This is a genomic window from Myxococcus sp. XM-1-1-1, assembly GCF_020037095.1.
GTDB lineage: Bacteria > Myxococcota > Myxococcia > Myxococcales > Myxococcaceae > Myxococcus > Myxococcus fulvus.
Genome location: NZ_JAIQDH010000004.1, coordinates 276,367 through 296,716, shown reverse-complemented (window position 1 = coordinate 296,716; position 20,350 = coordinate 276,367). Strand labels below are relative to the sequence as shown.

Genomic DNA, 20,350 nt, shown 5'->3' with positions numbered 1-20,350 from the left:
GAACCCGGACCAAACCCGCTCCATGTGCTCACGTGGGAGCGTTCGCTGGTGGACGGCGGCGGCCTGGTGCGTGCGGGTGCGCGCCAGGGCCCGCGGCTTCGGGGTAGGTTGTGGCCACCATGCCGTCCGTGAAGCAACTGCGCCCGTTCGCCCTGGCAACCCTGGAAGCCTTCCTCGACGCCTCCGGGCCCGTGGTCCTCGTCCAACAGCCGCCCGAGCCCGTCTTCCAACAGGTGGCGATGCGGCTGGGCGAGGCGCGCACCGTGGGCATGGCGCACCGCACCCGGCTGGTGGACCGGCTCTTCGTCATGCTGCGCGGCTTCGACGCGCTGGAGGTCCACTTCCTGCGTCCGGCCGCGGACGGGCAGGAGCTCACCGTGGGACGGATGGAGGGCTGCACGCTCATCGTCCCGGACCCGTCCGTGTCCAAGCACCACGCCACGCTCAAGTGGCACGCCTCGGCGGGGGACTGCTCGGTCCGGGACGTGGGCTCGATGAACGGGACGTGGGTCAACACCGCCGCGCTGACGCCCGAGCAGGACGTGCTGCTCACGGATGGCGACGCGCTGGGTTTCGGCGATGCCCAGTTCCTCTACCTGCGCACCGAGACGCTGCACGCGCACCTGCGCATGGCCAGCCCCGGCGCCCGGGGCTGAAGCCCACACGCCCTGGGGAATGTCCCGGGCCGCGCGGACGTAGGGAGGACGCCCTGGCGCCCAGGCGAGCCTCGGTGACAGGGGCATCACCTACATTCAGCCACTTCGTGCGGCGGGGCATGCGGCCCGGCGCTATGACTGCGGTTCTCGTGCGCTTGGGAGCGTGTTGATGGTCAGGCCGTTGCTTCTCCTCCTGGTCTACGTGGTCGCCTGGACCGTCCTGAAGTCGTTCTGGCCCGCGATGGCGCGAGGGTGGCGCCGGTGGGTGTTGCTCGGCGGCTCGGCGCTGTCCCTGGCCGTCTGGCTGGTGCCCGCCATCACCGGACGCACCTCCGAGGTCCCCGCCCTGCTGCGCATCCTCGCCACGGGCTGGTCCATCTCCGCCATCATCATCTTCCTCGTCGGCGGCCCCCTGGCCCTGCTGCGCCGGTGGATGGACCGCCGCGCCCGGGCGAAGGCCTCCCCTGACGTCATGACGACCCAGGCCCCGGTCCCCGAGGCCCCCGAGTCCGTCCCCAGCGGAACACCCGCCACCCACTCCACGCAGGCCAGCGCCCTGGAGTCGCTGACGTCCGCGAGGATGAGCCGGCGCAACCTCCTGACGAACGCGGGGCGCGCGGTGCCGCTGCTCGCGGTGGGGACGAGCACGGCGGGCCTGGCCAGCGGCTCCATGGGCTTCAAGGTGGAGTCGGTGGAGGTGCGCCTGCCGGGCCTGCCCGCCGCGCTGGATGGCTTCCGCATCGGCCAGATTACCGACGTACACGTGGGCACCTTCATCGACACCCAGTACCTGCGCGACACGGTGGCCGCGATGAACGAGGCCCAGGTGGACCTCCAGGTGATGACGGGGGACCTCATCGATGACCTGGACCAGCTCGACGCCACCATGGCCGCGCTGGAGGAGTGCCGCGCGCCTCACGGCATGCTGGCGGTGCTCGGCAACCACGAGCACTGGCGCGGGCTGGACGAGGTCGTGGAGGCCTACGCGAAGTCCCAGTCGCGGGGCAGCCCGGTGCGCCTGCTCGTGGACGAGTCCCACACCTTCGAGCACGGCGGTCAGCGCGTGCGCGTGGTGGGCGTGGACTACCCCATGTCCGGCCGCAGCCACCGCGTGAAGGCCGCGCGCATGAAGCAGTCCGCCGAGCAGGCCTTCCAGGGCATCTCTGCCGACGAGGTGGTGCTGTGCCTCACGCACCACCCGGACTTCTTCGACCACGCCGCCGAGCGCGGGGCGCGGCTGACGCTGGCGGGCCACACCCATGGTGGCCAGGTGGCCTTCTTCGGGATGCCGTTCTTCTTCTTCGCCTTCCAGTACATGCTCGGCCGCTACCGCCGGGGCGACCACCAGCTCTACGTGTCCGGCGGCACCGGACACTGGCTGCCCTTCCGCCTGGGCGTCCCGCCCGAGGTGACGGTGCTCACGCTCCGCTCGGCGTGAGCGCGGACTGCTGGCCGTAGGTCTTGAACTTCTCCAGCACGCGCGCCATCTCCGCGTCGTCGAGCAGCACGGGCTCTCCCACCTGGAGCGCTCGCCAGTACATGGCCGCGAGCGTCTCCACCTCCACCGCCAGCTTGAAGGCCGAGGGCAGGTCCCGCCCCAGCGCCAGCATGCCGTGGTTCGCCATCAGGCACGCCTTGCGGCCCTCCAGCGCGTCCAGGACGTTTCGCGCCAGCTCCGCGGTGCCGAAGGTGGCGTACGGCGCGCACCGCACGTCGACGCCGCCCGCCGCGCAGACCATGTAGTGGAAGGCCGGGATGCCCCGGCGAAGACACGCCAGCGTGGTGCTGAACATGGAGTGCGCGTGCAGCACCGCGCCCACCTCCGAACGGGCCTCCAGGATGTCCCGGTGGAGCTGCCACTCGGACGACGGACGCCGTGGGCCCTCGTGGCTTCCATCCATGCGCATGAGGACCATGTCCTCGGGCACCAGCACTTCGTAGTCCATGCCGGTGGGCGTCAGCAGGAAGCCCCCGTCCACGCGCACGCTCAAGTTGCCGCTCGTGCCCTGGTTGAGCCCCGCCGCGTTCATCTTGCGGCAGGTGGCGATCATCGCCTCTCGCACGACGCGCTCGTCCTTCATGAGCCCATCCTCGCGCGCTCCGGGAACAGCGAGCGCAGGCCCGCCTCACTCGCCGGACACACGCCCCGCTCGGTGATGAGCGCTGTCACCAATCGCGCGGGCGTCACGTCGAAGGCGTAGTTGGCGGAGGGGCTGCCCTCCGGTGTCACCCGCACCGTGGCCACCTCCCCCGAGGCGAGCCGGCCCGTGACGTCGCTCAATTCGGAGCCATCGCGCTGCTCGATGGGAATCTCCCGCACGCCGTCGCGCAGACTCCAGTCGATGGTGGGCGAGGGCAGGGCCACATAGAAAGGCACGCCGTTGTCCTTCGCCGCGAGCGCCTTGAGGTAGGTGCCAATCTTGTTCGCCACATCACCGTGGGCCGTGGTGCGGTCCGTGCCGACGATGCACAGGTCCACCTGCCCGTGCTGCATGAGGTGGCCGCCCACGTTGTCGGCGATGACGGTGTGCGGGACACCATGCTGCCCCAGCTCCCACGCCGTCAGCTGCGAGCCCTGGTTGCGCGGGCGCGTCTCGTCCACCCAGACATGCACGGGCAGGCCCGCGTCGTGCGCCAGGTAGATGGGCGAGAGCGCCGTGCCGAAGTCCACCGTCGCGAGCCACCCCGCGTTGCAGTGGGTGAGCACCTCCAGCCGGCCCTTCCTCCCCTTCTTCTCCCACGCGGCCTCCAGGAGCCTCAGGCCGTGCTCGCCCAGCGCCCGGTTGATGGCCACGTCCTCGTCGCACAGCTCGACCGCGCGCCGCTTCGCCGCCTCCACGCGCTCGGCGGGCGGCAGCGGGGTCAGCACACGGCGCATCTCCTCCAGCGCCCAGTGCAGGTTCACGGCGGTGGGCCGCGTCTCACCCAGCACCGCGAGGGCCCGCGTCAGCGCCGCGTCGGAGGCATCCGCGCGCAAGGCCAGCCAGACCCCGTAGGCGGCCGTCGCGCCGATGAGCGGAGCGCCCCGCACCCGCATCGCGCGGATGGCGTGCGCGGCCTCGTCCAGCGTCTCCAGTCGCGCGGTGACGAAGGCGTGGGGCAGCCGCGTCTGGTCGATGATGCCCACCGCGCGGGCATCCGGCTCCAGCCAGACGGCGCGGGTGGGCTTGCCGTGGACCTTCATCGCCCGAGCACCCGTCCGGCCACCGACGACAGCTTCTCCACCATCGCCGCGTCGCGGGCGTCCGGCGCGGTGATGAGCGCGTGCTCCAGCGCGCGCTGACACCCCTGCCGACAGGGCCCCTCGTGTCCTCCGAGCAGCGGCACCACCTGCTTCACCAGCGAGCGCGCCTTGCCCGCGTTGCCCACGAGCACCGAGACGACCTGGTCCACCGTGACGGCGTCGTGCTCGGGGTGCCAGCAGTCGAAGTCCGTCACCATGGCCACCGTCGCGTAACAGAGCTCCGCCTCCCGGGCGAGCTTGGCCTCCGGCATGTTCGTCATGCCGATGACGTCACAGCCCCACGTCCGATACAGCCGGCTCTCCGCGAGCGAGGAGAACTGCGGCCCCTCCATCGCCAGATAGGTGCCGCCCCGGTGCGCGGCCACGCCCAGCGCTTCGCACGCGGCCACCACCGCCTCCCCCAAGCGCGAGCACGTGGGCTTCGCCATGGACACGTGCGCCACCAGCCCCGTGCCGAAGAAGCTCTTCTCCCGCGCGAAGGTGCGGTCCACGAACTGGTCCACCACCACGAAGGTGCCCGGCGGCAGGTCCTCGCGCAGGCTGCCCACCGCGGACAGCGACAAGAGGTCCGTCACCCCGCTGCGCTTGAGCGCGTCGATGTTCGCCCGGAAGTCGATGTCGCTCGGGGCGATGCGGTGCCCGCGGCCATGGCGGGGCAGGAACACCACTTGCGTGCCCTCGAGCGTGCCGAAGCACAGCTCGTCGGAGGGCTGGCCGAAGGGCGACGACACCTTCCTCCACGCGACGTCCTTCAGGCCATCCATCTGGTACAGGCCACTGCCACCGATGATGCCGATGACGGGCGCGGGGGCTCGGGACATGGGTCTTCTCCGGGGTCGAGGGGCGCCGCCAGCGTAGCAGCCTCCCCGCGGTCCACGTGGGTTGACAGCGTCACGCGCGACTCTATATTCAACCTCATGGTTGAACAACACGCGAGCCAGCTCGACCACACGTTCCATGCGCTGTCCGACCCGACACGTCGGGCGATGCTGCGCAACCTGTCGGTGCACGAGCGCAGCGTCGGAGAGCTGGCGGCGCCCTTCCAGATGTCCCTGGCCGCTGCGTCCAAGCACATCAAGGTGCTGGAGCGTGCGGGGCTGGTGCACCGCGAGGTGAAGGGCCGCACGCACGTCTGCCGGCTCAACGCCCGGCCGCTGTCGGACGCGCAGGACTGGATTCGCTACTACGAGCGCTTCTGGAGCGAGCGGCTCGACATGCTGGAGAGCCTGCTGCGCGGCGAGGCTCCCACGCCCCCTTCCCCCAAGAAAGGACGCACCCGGTGAATGCCTCGAAGACGGTCCAGGTCCAGCTCACCCGCTTCTTCCCCGCCAGCGCCGAGCGCGTCTTCGACGCGTGGCTGAGCCCCGAGACGCTCGGCCGGTGGATGTGGGGCCCGGGTGTGCGCGACGAGGAGGTGGTGCACCTGCGGCTCGACGCGCGCGTGGGCGGCGGCTTCTCCTTCCTCGTGCGCAGGAAGGGTCAGGACATCGACCACATCGGGACCTATCTGGAGATAGCCCGTCCCCAGCGACTGGTCTTCACGTGGGCCATCCGCGAGGAGCCGATGAGCGAGGAGAACATCAGCCGCGTCACCCTGGACTTCCGGCCGAGGGACGCGGGCTGTGAGCTGACGTTGACGCACGTCATGTCGGACACGTGGGCGGAGTATGCGGACCGCACGCAGGCGGGCTGGGCCACCATGCTCACCACCCTGGCGCGCGAGCTGGCCGTGGAGACCCCGCGCCATGGCTGAACACGGCGTCGTCACCGAGCCCCAGACGGTGCGCCTGGAGCGCGTGCTGCCGGGTCCGCTGGAGCGCGTGTGGGCGTTCCTCACGGCCCCGGAGCTGCGCGGGAAGTGGCTCGCCGCCGGGGACATGGAGCTGCGCGAAGGTGGAAGCGTCGAGCTGCGCTTCCAGCACGCCCACCTCTCCCACGAGCCGGTGCCCCAGCGCTATCAGGTGATGCGCGATGGCCATCGCCACACGGGGCGCGTGCTCCGCTGCGAGCCGCCACACGTGCTGAGCTACACCTGGGCCGAGCAGACGGGCGCCCCCTCCGAGGTCACCTTCGAGCTGAGCGCTCGGGGCTCGGACGTGCTGCTCGTCGTCACGCACCGGCGCCTCGTCACGCGCGAGGACCGCGTCAGCGTCGCGAGCGGCTGGGACACCCACCTGGGCATCCTCGAGGACCAGCTGCGCGGACAGACGCCTCGCGGCTTCTGGTCCACCCACGCACGCCTGGAGGCCGAGTACGAGGAGCGCTTCCCTCGGGATTGAAGTCCTCGGCGCGTGACGGGCCCTCGCCTTGTTGCCCGCCGCGGCTCGAGACCTCGAGGCGCACCTTCCTGGGGAGACTCATTCTCCCTGGGAGGTCGCCATGAAGGTCGGAGAAGCCATGACCGCCAATCCCGTCACCTGTCTGCCCGACACGGGCATCGAACAGGCGGCGCGATGGATGGTCGAGTGTGACTGCGGGGCCCTGCCCGTCATCGACGCCGACAACCGGCCGCTGGGCATCATCACGGACCGGGACATCACCTGCCGCATCATCGCCAAGGGGAAGGACCCCTACATGCTGGACGTGACGGCGGCGATGAGCGCGCCCGCGGCCACCGTGTACCGCGACACCCCCTTGGAGGACTGCCTGGCGTTGATGGAGCAGAACCAGGTGCGGCGAATGGTGGTGCTCGACGACGACAACACCGTCTGCGGCATGGTGGCGCAGGCGGACCTGGTGAAGCGTCTGGGCGCGGAGGAGACCGCCGAGCTGATGCGCGAGGTCTCCATCGACACGCAGTCCGCGTCGCAGGTGCACTGACGACGGCGTGCGCTGGAGCCTCAGTCGCCGCCGAGCGCGAACGCGGCCATGCGTTGCACGCGGTCCGGCCCCGAGCGCTCCAGCACGTCGTTGTGCCCCGCGTCCGGCACCGTCATCACCGTGGCGCGAGGGAAGCGGGTGCCCAGCTGGCGCCCCATCTCCACCGGGATGAGGGTGTCCTGCTCACCGTGGATGATGAGCACCGGCAGGTCGAGCCCCCGCGCCTTCGACAGGGTGTCGAAGCGGTCCCTCACGAGCAGCGAGGTGGGGAGGAAGGGCAGCATCGTCGCCGCCATGTCGGGGATGGAGGTGTAGGGCGCCACCAGCATGATGCGCGCGCCATGGCCCCGGCGCGCCATCTCCACCGCGACGCCCGTGCCCAGGCTGCGGCCGCTGAGCACCGTGCGCTCCGGCGGGACCCCCTGGGTGCGCAGCAGCGCGAGCGCGGCCTCCGCCGCCGCGTAGATGCCCTGCTCGGAGGGCGCTCCGGGGGAGGCGCCGTAGCCCGGGTACTCGACGGCCAGGAAGCCCAGGCCGTTCGCCTGGAGGAACAGGCCCAGGTCGAGCTGGTCGAGGAGCTGCTCCCCGTTGCCGTGGAAGTGCACCACGGTCGGCGCGCCCTCGGGCCCTGGCAACTGGAGCAGGTCCACGTAGGCCCCTGCGCTCAATGGCAGACGGCTGAAGCCGTCCGCCGCGGGGAGCAGGGTGGCGGCCTTCGGCGCGGGGAAGAGCAGCGAGCGCTGGAAGACGAAGGCCGCGACGCACAGCGCGACGTAGAGGACCGCGAAGACGGAGAGGAGGAGGGTGAGCATGCGGCGGAGGCGGACCATGGCCCCGCCCAGTCTGCCCGATTCCGGACCGCGCTATGTGAACAGGCCCAGCGCGGTGCCGGGGGAGTACCCCGGGAACACCCGGGTCAGGTCCACGCCAGGGCGGCAGGCGCGCAGGGCCTCCGACAGCGGGGCGCGCACGTCGGTCCACGCGGGCACGTCCCGGCCGTCCTGGAGCCGGTCCGCGGTGAGGGGCTCGAAGCGGCCGTACACCCGACCTCCGCGCACACCGCCGCCGAGCACGAGCATCGCGCTCCCGACGCCGTGGTCCGTGCCTCGACTGCCGTTCTCCCGCACGGTGCGGCCGAACTCCGTCAGGACCACCACCGTCACGTGCTCGAGCCGTGGGCCCAGGTCGCGCGCGAAGGCGGACAGCGCGCCGGACAGCTCCGCGCAGCGATTGGCGAAGGTGCCCGTGGCCGCGCCCTGCGCCGCGTGGGTGTCCCAGCCGCCCATCTCCGTGGCGGCGACCTCCAGGCCCACGTCGCCCTTGATGAGCCGGGCGATGTCCGCCAGTCGCTGGCCCAGGGGCGCGCGTGGGTACTCGGCGCCGGAGGTGGGCGGCAGCCGGGCGAGCTGCTCTTCGTCCAGGTGCGAGAGGGCCTCGAAGGCGCCCTGCCCCGTGGTCCGCAGCGCGTCGTCCACGGCGCCGGCATAGAGCGCCTCGAAGCCGCGAGTGGCCCGTGCTCCTCGGTTGCCCACGCGCAGCCGGAACTCCTCCAGTCGCCCCATGGCCAGCGCGCCCGCGTCACCAAAGAGTGCTCGGGGCAGCGTAGACTGCAGCGCCACGGCGCGCAGCGGCGCGGAGGGGACCTGCGCCTCGGAGCCCAGCGCGCGGTTGAGCCAACCATCCGGCGTCGACTTGCGGCCCGGCGTTCCGGACTCCACGAAGTCCTGGGCATCGAAGTGCGAGCGGACCGGGGTGGGCAGTCCCACGCCGTGCAGCACCGCGAGCTGTCCTTCCTTCCACAGCGGGAGCAGGGGCTCCAAACGTGGGTGCAGGCCGAAGGGTGAGGACAGGGGCAGCGCGGCGCCCTCGCCCGTGGACTTCAGCGCGAGCGAGGGGCGCGCGCGGTGGTAGGCCGCGTCCTCGACAGGCGGGACGAGCGAGAGTCCGTCCACTCCGCCCCGGAGGAACACCGTCACCAACGTGCGCCGTGAAGGAGGTGTGCCCGCCTGGACGCCACGCAGGAGACCTGGCGTGAACAGGAGCCCCACTCCGGACAGACCCAGCGCATGCAGCAGACGGCGTCGAGAGAGGGACTGGGGCATGCGGCTGGGACTCCAGGGTGGTCGGCCCCGCGAGGCGGCGAGGTCCGCCCATTCAACACCCGTTCGGTCCGGAGGTTACGAGCGCACCTCCGCCCCCATGACGGCACATCGTTCAGGTGGCGCCGCCTCGAGCCTCCGTCAGGGCTGCTTCTTCTCGCGCAGTTGGCGGAGAACCTCGCGCGCGGTGGCGGCGGACGACGCCGGGTTCTGCCCGGTGACGAGCCGGCCGTCGGCCACGACGAAGCTCTCCCACAGCGGGCCCGACTCGTAGCGGGCTCCCTGTTCCTTCAGCCGCGTCTCCAGCGCGAACGGGACGATGGCGTCGAACTTCGCCGCCTTCTCCTCCGCGTTGCTGAAGCCCGCCACGCGCTTGCCCTTCACCAGCGGCTGCCCGTCCGGCCCCTTCACCCCCACCAGCGCCGCGGGCCCGTGGCAGACCGCCGCCACCACCGCGCCCCGCGCGTACCCGGCGGACAACAGCTTGTGCGTGGGCGCGTGCTTCGACAGGTCCCACATCACGCCGTGCCCGCCCACGACGAAGTACGCGTCGTACGAGTCCTTCACCTTCGCGAGCTTGAGCGTGTTCGCCAGCTTCTTCTTCGCCCGCGCATCCGACAGGAACGCCTTCGTGGACTCGGTCTGCTCCTTCTCGCTGCGAGGGTCCACCGGCGCGGCCCCGCCCTCCGGCGAGGCGATGTCCACCTGCGCCCCCGCGTCGACGAACGCCTCGTAGGGCGCGGCCAGCTCCTCCAGCCAGAAGCCGGTCTTCTCTCCCGTGTTCCCGAACTGCGAGTGGCTGGTGACAATCAACAGGACCTTCACGGCGGTCAGCATCTCTTCCATGACACGGCTCCCTCGCGGGCCCACGAGGAGGGGCCCCACGGCGAAAGGGATACGCCTGGAGGTCCGCCCAGAAAACCGAGGGCTTCTTCACATAAGCTCAAGCCATGCTTGGCAATCGTGAAGCCCTCTGGACGCTGTGGGAAGTCAGCCGCGCGGGGACCCACGCCGCCGCCGCGGCGCGACTGGGCATCACCGCGTCCGCCGTGGGACAGCAGCTCAAGGCGCTCGAGCGACACACGGGGGTCGCGCTGTTCGAGCGCGTGGGGCGCAGGGCCCGGCTCACCTCCGCCGGAGCGGCGCTCGTCGCTCGACTGGGAGAGCACCTGCCCGCGCTGGACGCCGCCGTGGAGGAGGCCTCCGAGACGCATCGCGTGGTGCGCGGCGAGGTGGCGCTGGGCGGCCCCTGGCCCTTCTTCCGCTACTGGCTGCGCCCGCGGCTGCCGTCCCTCCTGGCGGCGCATCCCGAGCTGCGACTGGACGTCCGCTTCGATGTCCCCAGCCGCGTCGCGCGCAGGCTCCTCGACGGCGAGCTGGACCTGGGCATCGTCGGTCTGTTGCCCGAGGCTCCGGGTCTGGAGCTGCACCCGGTGGCCCAGGAGCAGTTCGTCGCCGTGGCCTCCCCCGGCTACCTGAAGCGCTGGGGGACACCGAGGAGCGCCCGCGACTTCGCCGCGCATCGCTTCGTCGCCTTCGACTCGGACCTGGCCATGCTCCTGCCCTGGTGGCGCGCGGCCTTCGGCGCGAAGGAGCCGCTGCCGACGCAGGTGGTCTGCCGCATCGCCAACCTCGACGAGATGCTCGCGCTGGCGGAGGCGGGCGTGGGGTTGGCGGTGCTGCCCGATTACCTGGTCCAGCCGGCACTGCGCGAGGGCCGAGTCGCAGCGCTCGAGGCACCGCGACGCGCAGCGCGTCGTCCCTCGGGGACCCTCTGGGTGGCCTGGCGCAAGGCCGCCGCGCCCACCGCGCGATTCCTCGCGGTCCGCGACTGGCTCTTGACGAAGGACAGACGTGGCCAGCGTGCATGAAGGGTTCTGTCACGGCCCGCTGGAGCGTCGAATCTCCGACGGGGCGCGGAGCGGCCGTGTCTGGAAAGGAATCACGGATACCCGCCTCGTACGCCAGGACCGGTAGGCGGTGCCCAAGGCCTTGCCTATCCATCCCCCCTCAAAATTCTTCGAGGGGGAGCGCCCATGCGGTTGTCGTCGAACCAGGACCCCGAAACGCAGGCCGTCGTTCGCGCCGCAGTCTTGAAGATGAGGACCGTCGCGGATTGTGTCGTCACCCCTCGCACCGCCAGCTCGGGGACGGCCCAGGAGGGGTTCCGGGTCCACGTGGCCACCCGAGGCCCCCTGACCGAGCAAGCCGTCCTCGAGCACCTGCGCGCCCACTGTCCTCGACAGCTCGGGCCCCTGGACATCGTCCTCGTCCATGCCCTGCCGCCCTCGCGACGTCCAGGTGACCTGGAGGACCTGGGCCTCGCGGTGCTCGACGAGACACTCGTCATGCACTGCCAACGCGTCGTCGACGCCCTGCTGGGCTCCGGACACTTCCAGGTGTCCGTCGGCGACGCGGACTCCACGCCCGGAGCCTTGAGGCTCCGACGCGCGCCGGACTCCTCCCCCATGGTTGACCGGAGCAACCTTCCGGCCATCGCGACGAGCACTGCCGGACACTCGGTCCGGGAAGCGCTCGCCGACGGTGGCCCGGCCCTTTCTGGCGCGGAGCGGACGTTGACCGAGGTCCTGCTCGCGGCGGTGGCGCGGACGCCGGAGCAGAGAATCGTCCACGTCGAGGCGGAGGGCGTGGAGCGGACCGACACCTACCGCGAGCTGCTGTCGAGGGCCCTGCGAGTCGCCGGAGGGCTGCGGAGTGAGGGGCTCACGGCGGGCCAGCGGGTGATGTTCCAGTTGCCGGGGACGCGCGACTTCATCACCGCGTTCTGGGGCTGCATCCTCGCGGGCCTGGTGCCCGCGCCCATCGCGACTCCCGCCGAGTACGCCGAGGGGATTCCCGGGGTGAGCAAGCTGCTGGCGGCCTGGAAGGCGCTGCGCGAGCCCCTCGTCCTCATCGACGCCTCGCAACAGGCCTCACTCCAGGCGTTCGCCACGAGCCACGGCCACACGGTGAGGACGGCCACCGTCGAGGAGCTCGCCCGCCATGAGCCGGCGAAGCCGCACCTGGACGCGACGCCCGACGACATCACGCTGCTCCTGTTCACCTCCGGCAGCACGGGCACGCCCAAGACAGTGCCCCTGAGCCACAAGGCCATCCTCACCGAGGCTCGTGGCACCGCGCGGGTGATGAACACGGGCCCCCAGGACGTGTCCTTCCACTGGATGCCGCTGGAGCACGGCGGCAGCCTGGCGATGGTCCACACCCGGGACATCCTCTCCTCCTGCGCCGAGGTGCATGTCCCCACGCAGCTCATCCTCGGCGAGCCCCTGCGCTGGCTCGATTGGATGGAGCGCCACGGCGCCACGCTGAGCTGGGCGCCCCACTTCGCCTTCGGGTTGATTGTCGGTGAGCTGGGTCGCAAGCCGTCGGCGCGGCGGTGGGACCTCTCCCGGGTCCGCATCCTGGTCAACGGGGGCGAGGCCATCGTCTCCAGGACGGCGCGGGAGTTCCTGCGGGCCCTTTCGTCCCACGGCCTGCGCGACTCCGCCATATGGCCGGCATGGGGGATGTCGGAGACTTCGTCGGGCGTCACCTACCACTCCGACTTCAACCTCTCCACGTCGTCGGATGAGGACTCCGTCGTCGCGCTCGGGCCGCCCATCCCGGGCGTGCGACTGCGCATCGTGGACGACGTGGACCAGGTGCTGCCCGAGGGGGAGATTGGCGCCCTGCAGATTCAGGGGCCGTCGGTGCTGCGCGGCTATGTCGACAACGACGCCGTCAACCGCGAGTCCTTCACGCAGGATGGTTGGTTCCGCACCGGGGACCGCGCCTTCCTGCGCGACGGGCGCCTGACGCTGACCGGCCGCTCGCGCGACACCATCATCATCAACGGCGCCAACCACTTCGGCCACGAGATTGAAGCCACCGTGGAGGAGCTGCCGTTCATCGACCGCTCGTTCACCGCCGCGTGTGCGCTCCGCTTGAGTGGAGCGTCGACGGACCAGCTCGCGCTCTTCTTCCACCTGCTGCCGGGCACGAACGAGCAGGAGGCCTTGCGCAGCATCCGCGCCGCGGTGGCCAGGAACCATGGCGTCCAGCCCCACCACCTCGTCCCCGTCGAGCGCGCGGACATCCCCAAGACGGACCTGGGCAAGATTCAGCGCACGCAGCTCGCCAGTCGCTACGCGGCGAAGCTGGAGGCGGCGAAGCCTCGCGCGGACACGCACGAGCGGCTGCCAGCGTGGTTCTACCGGACCACCTGGCCCGCGGCGCCGCTGGACACCGACGTGCATGGCGCGGAGCGGACCTCCGTGGCGCTCCTCATCGAGGATGACGCGCGACTGGGTGAGGCCCTCCGCCAGGAGCTGGAGCGTCGCGACCAGCCGCATGTCACCCTCATCCCGGCCTCGACGCCCGGGCTCATCCAAGAGGGACCGCGCCGTTATCGCCTGGATGTGGAGAACCCGGTCCACCACCTCCAGCTCTTCAAGCAGCTGCGCGAGGAGGGGCTGCTGCCCCGACACATCCTCCACCTCTCCGCGCCCTCCGCGATGGGCGTCCCCGAGTCCTTCGAGGCGCAGCGTGAGGCCTGCCTGCGGGCGTGTGGCTGGCTCGTCCCGCTGCTCGGTGCCCTCGATGCGCAGCGGCCCGAGCAGGTGCTGTTGAAGGTCATCGCCAGCCACAGCCTGCGCGTCGGTGAGGACGACCAGGTCGCCGTGCATCACGCGCCCCTGCGCGGCCTGTTGGCGACCGCGCAGCTCGAGCTGCCCTGGCTGCGCACGAGCCACGTGGACCTGCCCGCTGGAGCTTCGGAGGGCAACGCGCGCCGCATCCTGGCCGAGGTCGATGCGCTCAGCGTCGAGCCCCTCGTCGCCTGGAGGGCGGAGGGTCGCCACGTGGCGAGGATGGTGCCCACGCACGCGGAGGGCTCGCTCATCGACGTGCCCGGCTTCGAGCCGAACAGCCTGTTCGTCATCACCGGGGGGCTGGGTCACGTGGGTCGGGTCCTCACCGAGTGGCTCGTCACCCGGTACCAGGCCCGGGTGCTGCTGCTCGGCCGTACGCCCGAGGCGGGCCTGCCCGAGGTGTCACGCGCGGCCCTGGCGGCGCTGCGGAGTCGAGGCGAGGTGCTGTATCGCGCCGTCGACGTCGGAGACGCGGACGCCGTGCGCGCCGCCATCGAGCAGGCGGAGGCGCACTGGTCGCGGCCGGTCGACAGGATGCTGCACCTGGCGGGGCACTACGCGGAGAAGACCCTGCTCCAGCTCGCGCCCGGAGACCTGGCCGCCACGCTGGACCCGAAGCTCGCGGGTGCATGGAGTCTGTGGCGCGTCGCGAAGCACCGTCCTGGTTGTCGCCTCATCCTGTTCTCCTCGGTCGTCGGCGCCGTGGGCGGGGCGCTCCAGGGCGCGCATGCCGCCGGCAACGCCACGCTCGAGGCCTTCGCCGAGCAGTGTCACGCACAGAGCCGCGGGGCGGCGGACGCGCCTGTCTGCCAGAGCATCGGCTGGAGCTACTGGCGCGATGAGCGCACCGCGGACCTGGAGGTGACGGGGCAGGCCGCGGCGCGGGGCCACGCCATCATGGAGCCCGCGCAGGCTTTGGAGTCGCTGGCCATCGCCGCCGCCGCGCCGCACACCGTCAGCTGGGTCGGGTTCCTTTCGGGAGGACATCACTTCCGCGCGAGGTTGGACGGCCGTCCGCGCGCGCTGCGCCGCATCGTCGCTCGGGGCGCCTCGCGCCATGTCGAGCTGGCGAAGATTTCCCTCGCGCCGATTCGCATCGTGGACGCGGCGGGGGTTCCGGTCTCCATCTCTGCGGCCGAGGCCACCGAGGCCATCCAGCCGGTGGTGGAAGCGACGGACTCGACGCGGAAGATTCGCCGCCTCTTCGCCGACGCGCTCGGACAGCCCGACGTCGGCGTCGACGACGACTTCTTCGATGTGGGCGGCAACTCCATCCAACTGGCGCAGCTGCACCGTGCATTGGAGACGGCCTTCGAGCGCGAGGTCCGCTGGGCGGAGGTGCTGCGCTGCCGCACGGTCAACGCGCTGGCGGCGCTGCTCGCGGGGGACTCGACGTCCGAGACGCAGTTCGTGAGCTTCCGGGGGCTGCGCTACGCCTACCGCGTGGTGCCGGGTCCCGAGAAGCCGCTCATCGAGTCGCCGCTGCTCATCATCAGCGGCGCCTTCCAGGACATGTATGCGCTGCCGAAGCTCGAGCACCTGCTGCATCCGCTCGGCACGCTCATCATGGCGGACCTGCCCGGTACGGGCGTGGCGGACGACCTGGCGCCGGAGTTCGGCTTCGACTTCCTCGCGGATTGTCTGGAGCACCTGCGCGCGCACCTGGGCCATCCGCGCATCAACGTCATCGGCATCTCCTACGGCGGTTCGACGGCCTACGAGTTCGCGCACCGCTATCCGGACAGCATCGACCGCCTCATCCTGGTGGGGGCGGCGACGGAGCTCCCCGACCAGTCCGCCGTGCGCATCGACATCCGCGCCGAGCAGATCCTGGAGGGAGAGCTCGACACGTTCGTCCAGGGCCTGGTGGAGGCGACCATGAACCAGGACCCGCGCAACCACGTGCGTGAAGCGGAGGCCACGCGGGTGCTGGTGGAGAAGGCCTTCCATGCCGTCACGCCGCGCGAGGCGCTTCGCTACGCCGACGTGCAGAACCGGTTGATCGCCGAGGCCCGGGACCCGAGCCTGCGCATCCTGAAGCGCCCCGTCCTCGCCTTCACCGGCGAGTTCGACCCGCTCACTCCGCCAGCCCATGTGCGCAACCTGGCCGCGACGATTCCCGGCGCGCTGTTCACCACCATCCGGGAGGCCGACCACCTGGTCCTGATGGAGCGTCCCGAGGAGATGGCCGACCTCATCCGCCGCTTCCTCCAGAACCACGACCTCCACGGGCTCGACTACCTCTCCGGCGTCGAGTGCCCCACGAACACCCCTCCGCCCCGGAATGAAATCGTGGGTGGCGCCACGCCCTTCAAGTCCCGAGGCGAGGGGTTCCAGCAAGGCGCGTCCGCGGAGTGACGGCCCCTACTGCCGCTGGAACTCCGGTGAGCCCAGCAGCAGGCCGGCGATGAGGGCCACGTCGACGGGCCCTCGCTCCGCCTCGGCGCTCGCCGATTCCTTCCGGCGGGAGAGCGCGTCGAGCACCGTCGCCTTCGTCGCCTCCGACGGCGGTGTGCCCAGGAGCGCGAGCCCGAGCGCCTCCAGCCACGCCTCCGCCGTGGGCGCTGCGGGCCACGCGACGGTCTCCATCACCACGCGCGCTCCAGGCATCCTGCCGGACACCAGGTCCAACCCGAAGTTCAGCCGCGCCACCAGCGAGCCGCTGTTCACCCACGGCGCCGCCACCTCGGGGAAGCCCGTGGGCGCAGGCGCCCGGTACAGGGGCTCCCCCATCTTCGCCACCGCCTGCACCAGCCGGGGCTGCACCTGCACCTCCGCCCCCGTCGCACGCAACGCGGACACCACGAACTCGAAGGGTGTCTTCACCTTCGCCCCACGCGCCTCGGGCGCCCAGAACTCCGGCGCGTCCAACAGCGCGCGATACACCGACGACAAATCCCCGTCCGTGTCGAGGAACACCTTCGCCAACCGGTCCACCAGCGCCGGCGGCGGCGAGTCCGACACGAAGCGCCGCGCCAGCTTCGTCGCCAGATGCCGCGCCGTGGACGGATGCCGCGCGAGCACGTCCAACACCCGCTCCCCATCCGCCTCCCCACCTCCCGCCGCGAACTCCTGCCCCAGCACACGCTTCGCCCCCGGGTCATGCGCCCGACGACGGAAGACGAACTGGGGCGCCTCGCGCGGCTTCTTCACGCTCCACCCCGTGAAGCACCGCGCCACCTCGCGGACGTCCGTCTGCGAGTAGCCGCCCTCCACGCCCAACGTGTGCAGCTCCAGCAGCTCCCGCGCGTAGTTCTCGTTGAGCCCCGGTCTGGGCTCGGCGTCCATCTCCGCCTCGCCCTCGTCCTCCACGTCCCTCCGCGCGCGGCCCCGCTCCGGCATGCCGTCACGCGTGCTCCTCCAGTTGTCCAGATAGACGAGCATCGCCGGGTGGCGCGCCGTGGCGCCGAGCAACGTCCGGAAGCGCCCGAAGACATGCGGACGGATGGCGTCGCGCTCGTACGACGTCACCATCCACCGCACCACGCCCTTGTCCGCGGAGACGTTGAAGTGGTTGAACCAGAAGTCCACCAGCACCTCCTCGAGCGGATTCGGTCCCTCGACGGCGCGCAGCAGCTTCGCCGCGGAGAGCTCCTCACCGATTCGCGCCGGGCGCTCCAGCTCGCGGCCATCCAGGAGCGCCTGCTCCCGCTCCTTCCGGTTCGGGTACGCGTCGAGCAGCTGGGGCATCGACATCTCCAACGTGGGCAGGGCCTGGAGCTTCCCGGCCAGCGCCGGTGACATCGGCGCGTCCCGACGCACGAGCCGCGCCTCCACCCAACCGCGCACGCCCAGGCGACGCACCTCCGCCAGCTCCCGCGCCGACGGACCGAAGGCCCATCGCTGCAGCAGGTGCACCTCCGCGCCCGGTCCGAAGTCCTCGACAGGCGCCTCACTCCGCGCCGGGTGTGAAGTGCTCGCACATGAGAGCAGCAAGGCCGACAGGAAACCGAGGGACACGAGGCGCATGGCTGCCTCCGAGAACCCACGAGCACGCGCGAGGTTACGACCCGCGCTCCGAGATGCCTGCTCGCCCACCCTGTCAAACATCCCTTGCCTCCTGAACACCTGCTGGCTCGCACCAACCGTTGCTTGTACCCGAGCCCCGCTGCTTTTCGTATGGAGGCCAACGATGAAGACCCCCGCGCCCCTGGGGTGGCTGCTCTCGCTGGTGATGCTCGGCGGGTGCTCCGCCCTCTTCGATTCCGGTGGTGACACCGGCAGCAACTCGGACCGGCTCACCGCGCCGTTCGAGCCGCACGTGGACCTGCTCGCGGACGTCAACCGCGACGGCGTGGTCGACGAGCGGGACGAAGCCGGCGAGGAGACCTGGAGCGCCGAGCGTGGCGCCATCTTCCTGGCCAACATCGACGACGACCAGAAGGCCTGTCCCTTCAGTCCGTCCTTCACCCAGCTCAGCGACGAGCAGCTCGCCGGCTGCAACGACGCGCAGGACACCGAGGTCAACGGCGAGGAGGACTTGAAGGACCTCGCGCGGCTGCGTGTCGCGCCGTGGCCCGGAGCGCCGAGCTACGCGGTGGGCAGCGTGTCCGTGACGGGCGCGGGCTCGGACAAGGTGCGTCTGTTCAAGCGCATGGATGGGGAGTTCCTGTCGTTCCGCATCGCCAACGTGCTGCCGCTGTCGGCCCGGGACTTGCGCGAGGGCGTGGACCTGGCCATCGAAGCGAACGACATCGTCCGGGACGCCGCGGTGTGGGATGGCCGCGTGGAGGTGACGCTGACCATCTACCACGTGGACCGGCCGCAGGAGCTGTTCCGGGACACGGTGATGATGCGCGTGGCGCCCGTGGTGCTGTTCCATCACCTGACGCCGGTGCGCAACGTCTACGTGTCGCGCCTGGACACCGAGGCGTCTGCGCTCTTCCGCGAGGACCTGGGCGGCGCGCTCGTCAGCTCGCGGGAGCCCACGCTCTTCTCCGAGTTCGCGGTGGATGACCTGTGGGCCCAGGACTACTTCGAGCCCGCGTACATGGCGCTGCCCACCGAGGGCGGCGGACAGCACGTCATCCAGGTCAACCTCCGCTCGGCCAACGTCAACACGAACGAGCGCCCGGTGCCGCTGCGCGAGGCCGGCCGCATCGTCTACTGGCTGCGCGGCCGGGACCAGGCGGCGGTGCAGCAGTACCAGTCGGGCCTGTCGCCCGAATCGCAGACCCTCAACTCCATGGGCAACACGGAGGTCATCCCGCCCTACGAGAAGGACGGCGTGAAGTATCCGCTGGGCCGGCTGCTGCGCGGCAGGGGCCCTGACTCCGAGCCGGACTTCCAGCTGGACCCGAGCTTCACGCGGATGCTCGACGCGCAGGCCGTCCAGCCGGTGGTGTACCTGGACACGTCGTGGCTCGCCGTGGCGCACGTGGATGAGACGGTGAGCTTCCTGCCGGTGGACTCGCCGCGCGGGTGGATTGCCCTGGTGGCCGACCCGGCCCTGGCGCGGCGCATGTTGATGGACGCGCGGGCGCGGGGCCATGGCGAGGCGAAGCTCTTCGAGGGCAAGCGCTGGGTGCTGGAGCAGCCGGCGGAGATGACGGTGTCGATGCTGCTGGACCACGCCGGGGTGATGGACACCAACGCGATGGCCGCGCTCGAAATCGAGGAGCAGCTGGCCGTGCTCCGCGAGGAGACGGGAATCACCGACGCGGAGCTCGTCCGTGTGCCCTTCCTCTTCCAGGGTTCGACCCACGGCGCGACGGCGCTGCAGCCCGGCACGGTGAACCTGCTGTCGGTGTCTCGCTCGCTCGTCATCGCGCCGGACCCGCATGGCCCCGTCATCGACGGGAAGGACCTCTTCAAGGCGCAACTGGAGCAGGCCCTGGCACCGCACGGCATCCGCGTGCACTGGTCCGACACCTGGGACCTCTACCACGTGGGGGGTGGTGAGGTGCATTGCGCGACGAACGCCGCGCGCGTCCCGTCCCCCGTGAAGTGGTGGGAGGGCGACCGATGAGTTCCGTGCTGTCACGCGGCCCGCGCGCCGCCCTGTCGTTGATGGTGATGCTGCTCACCCTGCCCGCCCTCGCGCAGACGGACGGCCTGGGCGCGCTGCGCGAGGAGGTGGCGAAGGCGCGTCAGCAGACGCCCGAGGCCTTCACGCGGCTGGAGGCGGCCGTCGCCCAGGTGGGCGTCTGGGATGCGCGCAAGCGCGGGACCCTCGCCGCCGTCGCGCCGCTGTTCCGCCAGCTCGGCCCCCAGGGGCTGTGGCCCATGGTGGAGCGGCTCGCGTTCGACACGGGGCAGGCATCCCAGCCCGAGCGCGACTCCGCGAAGCTGGCCCTTCAAGTGGGGATGATTGAAGCCACCGGCGAGCTGCGGGACGCGCGGCTGTTGCCCCTGTGGAAGCACCTGCTCGAAGGTCCGGAGACCCGACGTCCCGCGCGCCGTGCGGCGGCGACCGCGCTGGCGAAGCTGGAGTCGGACGAGGCCGCGACGCTGCTCATCACGCTGTCTGGCGAGTCGGGCACTCGCGGGCTCACGGTGCTGCGCGCCATGGGGTCCTGCCGCAGGCTGACGGTGGCGCAGCGGCTGGCGGAGGCGCTCGCGGCACGGCCCGAGCCGGAGGTCGCCCGCCGCGTCGCGCAGGCACTCGGTGACATCGGCTCCGCGTGGGCCTGGAAGACGCCGCAGGTGAAGCACCGCGAGGAGGAAGGCGCCGTGCGCCGCATGGCCGCGGAGGCCCTGGTCCACGCGTGGACGGACTACTCGGGAGACACCCAGCGCGCCCTCACCCAGGCGGTGCTGCGCGTGGACGCGCCGGAGACGCTCACGCTCGTCCAGACAGCCCGGACGCGGACGCCGGATGCGCAGCGCGCGGGCCTGGAGTCCCTGGAGCGGCAGGTGGTCAACAACCCGCTGCGCTGAGGG

The 20,350-nt window shown here is 71.3% G+C and carries 17 protein-coding genes; 10 read left to right on the top strand and 7 right to left on the bottom strand.

Annotation, left to right across the window (positions count from 1 at the left end; genetic code table 11):
• Window positions 1-119 precede the first annotated feature (119 nt).
• Together K8640_RS11665 and K8640_RS11660 are read left to right on the top strand one after the other, a co-directional pair.
• Entirely contained in the window at window positions 120-656 is a 537-nt protein-coding gene (locus tag K8640_RS11665) for an FHA domain-containing protein (protein WP_141324015.1), read from the top strand.
• Window positions 657-825: 169 nt separating this feature from the next.
• Window positions 826-2,094, top strand: coding sequence for a metallophosphoesterase (locus K8640_RS11660; RefSeq protein ID WP_223747118.1), 1,269 nt, complete (start codon window positions 826-828; stop codon window positions 2,092-2,094).
• On the opposite strand, the gene K8640_RS11655 is transcribed toward K8640_RS11660, so the two are convergent.
• From K8640_RS11655 to K8640_RS11645, 3 genes are read right to left on the bottom strand one after another with little or no spacing between them, the layout of a single operon-like run.
• Window positions 2,075-2,737 (bottom strand): class II aldolase/adducin family protein, encoded by a 663-nt coding sequence (locus K8640_RS11655; RefSeq protein WP_223747117.1) that lies wholly within the window; start codon window positions 2,735-2,737, stop codon window positions 2,075-2,077. The two genes, K8640_RS11660 and K8640_RS11655, sit on opposite strands and share 20 nt — an antisense overlap.
• Window positions 2,734-3,840, bottom strand: coding sequence for an S-methyl-5-thioribose-1-phosphate isomerase (gene mtnA / locus K8640_RS11650; RefSeq protein WP_223747116.1), 1,107 nt, complete (start codon window positions 3,838-3,840; stop codon window positions 2,734-2,736). The genes K8640_RS11655 and mtnA overlap by 4 nt, the downstream gene beginning before the upstream one ends.
• Window positions 3,837-4,721, bottom strand: coding sequence for an S-methyl-5'-thioadenosine phosphorylase (locus K8640_RS11645; protein ID WP_223747115.1), 885 nt, complete (start codon window positions 4,719-4,721; stop codon window positions 3,837-3,839). Before K8640_RS11645 ends, mtnA begins: the two co-directional genes overlap by 4 nt.
• A gap of 96 nt (window positions 4,722-4,817) precedes the next feature.
• On the opposite strand from K8640_RS11645, the gene K8640_RS11640 reads away from it, so the two are divergent.
• The 4 genes from K8640_RS11640 (at window position 4,818) to K8640_RS11625 (ending at window position 6,720) form a co-directional block, all read left to right on the top strand.
• The gene (locus K8640_RS11640; protein ID WP_223747114.1) at window positions 4,818-5,183 is read left to right on the top strand and encodes a helix-turn-helix transcriptional regulator; all 366 of its coding nucleotides are present in this window, start codon (window positions 4,818-4,820) and stop codon (window positions 5,181-5,183) included.
• Window positions 5,180-5,653, top strand: a complete 474-nt coding sequence (locus K8640_RS11635; RefSeq protein ID WP_223747113.1) for an SRPBCC domain-containing protein — start codon at window positions 5,180-5,182, stop codon at window positions 5,651-5,653. Before K8640_RS11640 ends, K8640_RS11635 begins: the two co-directional genes overlap by 4 nt.
• Window positions 5,646-6,179: an SRPBCC family protein gene (locus K8640_RS11630; protein ID WP_223747112.1), complete on the top strand. Its 534-nt coding sequence runs from the start codon at window positions 5,646-5,648 to the stop codon at window positions 6,177-6,179. The genes K8640_RS11635 and K8640_RS11630 overlap by 8 nt, the downstream gene beginning before the upstream one ends.
• Before the next feature lie 100 nt (window positions 6,180-6,279).
• Window positions 6,280-6,720, top strand: coding sequence for a CBS domain-containing protein (locus K8640_RS11625; RefSeq protein WP_223747111.1), 441 nt, complete (start codon window positions 6,280-6,282; stop codon window positions 6,718-6,720).
• 20 nt (window positions 6,721-6,740) lie between these two features.
• On the opposite strand, the gene K8640_RS11620 is transcribed toward K8640_RS11625, so the two are convergent.
• From K8640_RS11620 to K8640_RS11610, 3 genes are all read right to left on the bottom strand, one after another.
• Entirely contained in the window at window positions 6,741-7,532 is a 792-nt protein-coding gene (locus K8640_RS11620; protein ID WP_223747110.1) for an alpha/beta hydrolase, read from the bottom strand.
• Between the two features lie 51 nt (window positions 7,533-7,583).
• Window positions 7,584-8,822 (bottom strand): DUF1501 domain-containing protein, encoded by a 1,239-nt coding sequence (locus K8640_RS11615; RefSeq protein WP_223747109.1) that lies wholly within the window; start codon window positions 8,820-8,822, stop codon window positions 7,584-7,586.
• Between the two features lie 138 nt (window positions 8,823-8,960).
• Window positions 8,961-9,665 carry a type 1 glutamine amidotransferase domain-containing protein gene (locus tag K8640_RS11610; RefSeq protein WP_223747108.1) on the bottom strand — a complete coding sequence of 235 codons (705 nt, stop codon included), beginning with the start codon at window positions 9,663-9,665 and terminating at the stop codon, window positions 8,961-8,963.
• Between the two features lie 104 nt (window positions 9,666-9,769).
• Here K8640_RS11610 and K8640_RS11605 point away from each other — a divergent pair, with 104 nt between their 5' ends.
• Complete coding sequence (locus tag K8640_RS11605) at window positions 9,770-10,690, top strand: LysR family transcriptional regulator (RefSeq protein WP_223747107.1); 921 nt, start codon at window positions 9,770-9,772, stop codon at window positions 10,688-10,690.
• 306 nt (window positions 10,691-10,996) lie between these two features.
• A complete protein-coding gene (locus K8640_RS11600; RefSeq protein ID WP_223747106.1) occupies window positions 10,997-15,826 on the top strand; it encodes an alpha/beta fold hydrolase in 4,830 nt (1,609 codons plus the stop codon).
• A 6-nt stretch (window positions 15,827-15,832) separates the two neighbouring features.
• Here the strand turns inward: K8640_RS11600 and K8640_RS11595 are convergent, their stop codons facing one another.
• The gene (locus K8640_RS11595; RefSeq protein WP_223747105.1) at window positions 15,833-17,437 is read right to left on the bottom strand and encodes a DUF1800 domain-containing protein; all 1,605 of its coding nucleotides are present in this window, start codon (window positions 17,435-17,437) and stop codon (window positions 15,833-15,835) included.
• Between the two features lie 163 nt (window positions 17,438-17,600).
• On the opposite strand from K8640_RS11595, the gene K8640_RS11590 reads away from it, so the two are divergent.
• A complete protein-coding gene (locus K8640_RS11590) occupies window positions 17,601-19,436 on the top strand; it encodes a protein-arginine deiminase domain-containing protein (protein ID WP_223747104.1) in 1,836 nt (611 codons plus the stop codon).
• Entirely contained in the window at window positions 19,433-20,347 is a 915-nt protein-coding gene (locus K8640_RS11585) for a hypothetical protein (protein ID WP_223747103.1), read from the top strand. The genes K8640_RS11590 and K8640_RS11585 overlap by 4 nt, the downstream gene beginning before the upstream one ends.
• The last annotated feature ends 3 nt before the right edge of the window (window positions 20,348-20,350 follow it).

What these genes read in the sequence shown, in the direction of transcription:
- K8640_RS11645 (WP_223747115.1), bottom strand. Translation starts at nt 4,721, where the DNA reads ATGTCCCGAGCCCCCGCGCCCGTCATCGGCATCATCGGTGGCAGTGGC.
- K8640_RS11590 (WP_223747104.1), top strand. Translation starts at nt 17,601, where the DNA reads ATGAAGACCCCCGCGCCCCTGGGGTGGCTGCTCTCGCTGGTGATGCTC.
- K8640_RS11625 (WP_223747111.1), top strand. Translation starts at nt 6,280, where the DNA reads ATGAAGGTCGGAGAAGCCATGACCGCCAATCCCGTCACCTGTCTGCCC.
- K8640_RS11660 (WP_223747118.1), top strand. Translation starts at nt 826, where the DNA reads ATGGTCAGGCCGTTGCTTCTCCTCCTGGTCTACGTGGTCGCCTGGACC.
- K8640_RS11585 (WP_223747103.1), top strand. Translation starts at nt 19,433, where the DNA reads ATGAGTTCCGTGCTGTCACGCGGCCCGCGCGCCGCCCTGTCGTTGATG.
- K8640_RS11605 (WP_223747107.1), top strand. Translation starts at nt 9,770, where the DNA reads ATGCTTGGCAATCGTGAAGCCCTCTGGACGCTGTGGGAAGTCAGCCGC.
- K8640_RS11630 (WP_223747112.1), top strand. Translation starts at nt 5,646, where the DNA reads ATGGCTGAACACGGCGTCGTCACCGAGCCCCAGACGGTGCGCCTGGAG.
- K8640_RS11640 (WP_223747114.1), top strand. Translation starts at nt 4,818, where the DNA reads ATGGTTGAACAACACGCGAGCCAGCTCGACCACACGTTCCATGCGCTG.
- K8640_RS11615 (WP_223747109.1), bottom strand. Translation starts at nt 8,822, where the DNA reads ATGCCCCAGTCCCTCTCTCGACGCCGTCTGCTGCATGCGCTGGGTCTG.
- K8640_RS11655 (WP_223747117.1), bottom strand. Translation starts at nt 2,737, where the DNA reads ATGAAGGACGAGCGCGTCGTGCGAGAGGCGATGATCGCCACCTGCCGC.
- mtnA (WP_223747116.1), bottom strand. Translation starts at nt 3,840, where the DNA reads ATGAAGGTCCACGGCAAGCCCACCCGCGCCGTCTGGCTGGAGCCGGAT.
- K8640_RS11595 (WP_223747105.1), bottom strand. Translation starts at nt 17,437, where the DNA reads ATGCGCCTCGTGTCCCTCGGTTTCCTGTCGGCCTTGCTGCTCTCATGT.
- K8640_RS11610 (WP_223747108.1), bottom strand. Translation starts at nt 9,665, where the DNA reads ATGGAAGAGATGCTGACCGCCGTGAAGGTCCTGTTGATTGTCACCAGC.
- K8640_RS11665 (WP_141324015.1), top strand. Translation starts at nt 120, where the DNA reads ATGCCGTCCGTGAAGCAACTGCGCCCGTTCGCCCTGGCAACCCTGGAA.
- K8640_RS11620 (WP_223747110.1), bottom strand. Translation starts at nt 7,532, where the DNA reads ATGCTCACCCTCCTCCTCTCCGTCTTCGCGGTCCTCTACGTCGCGCTG.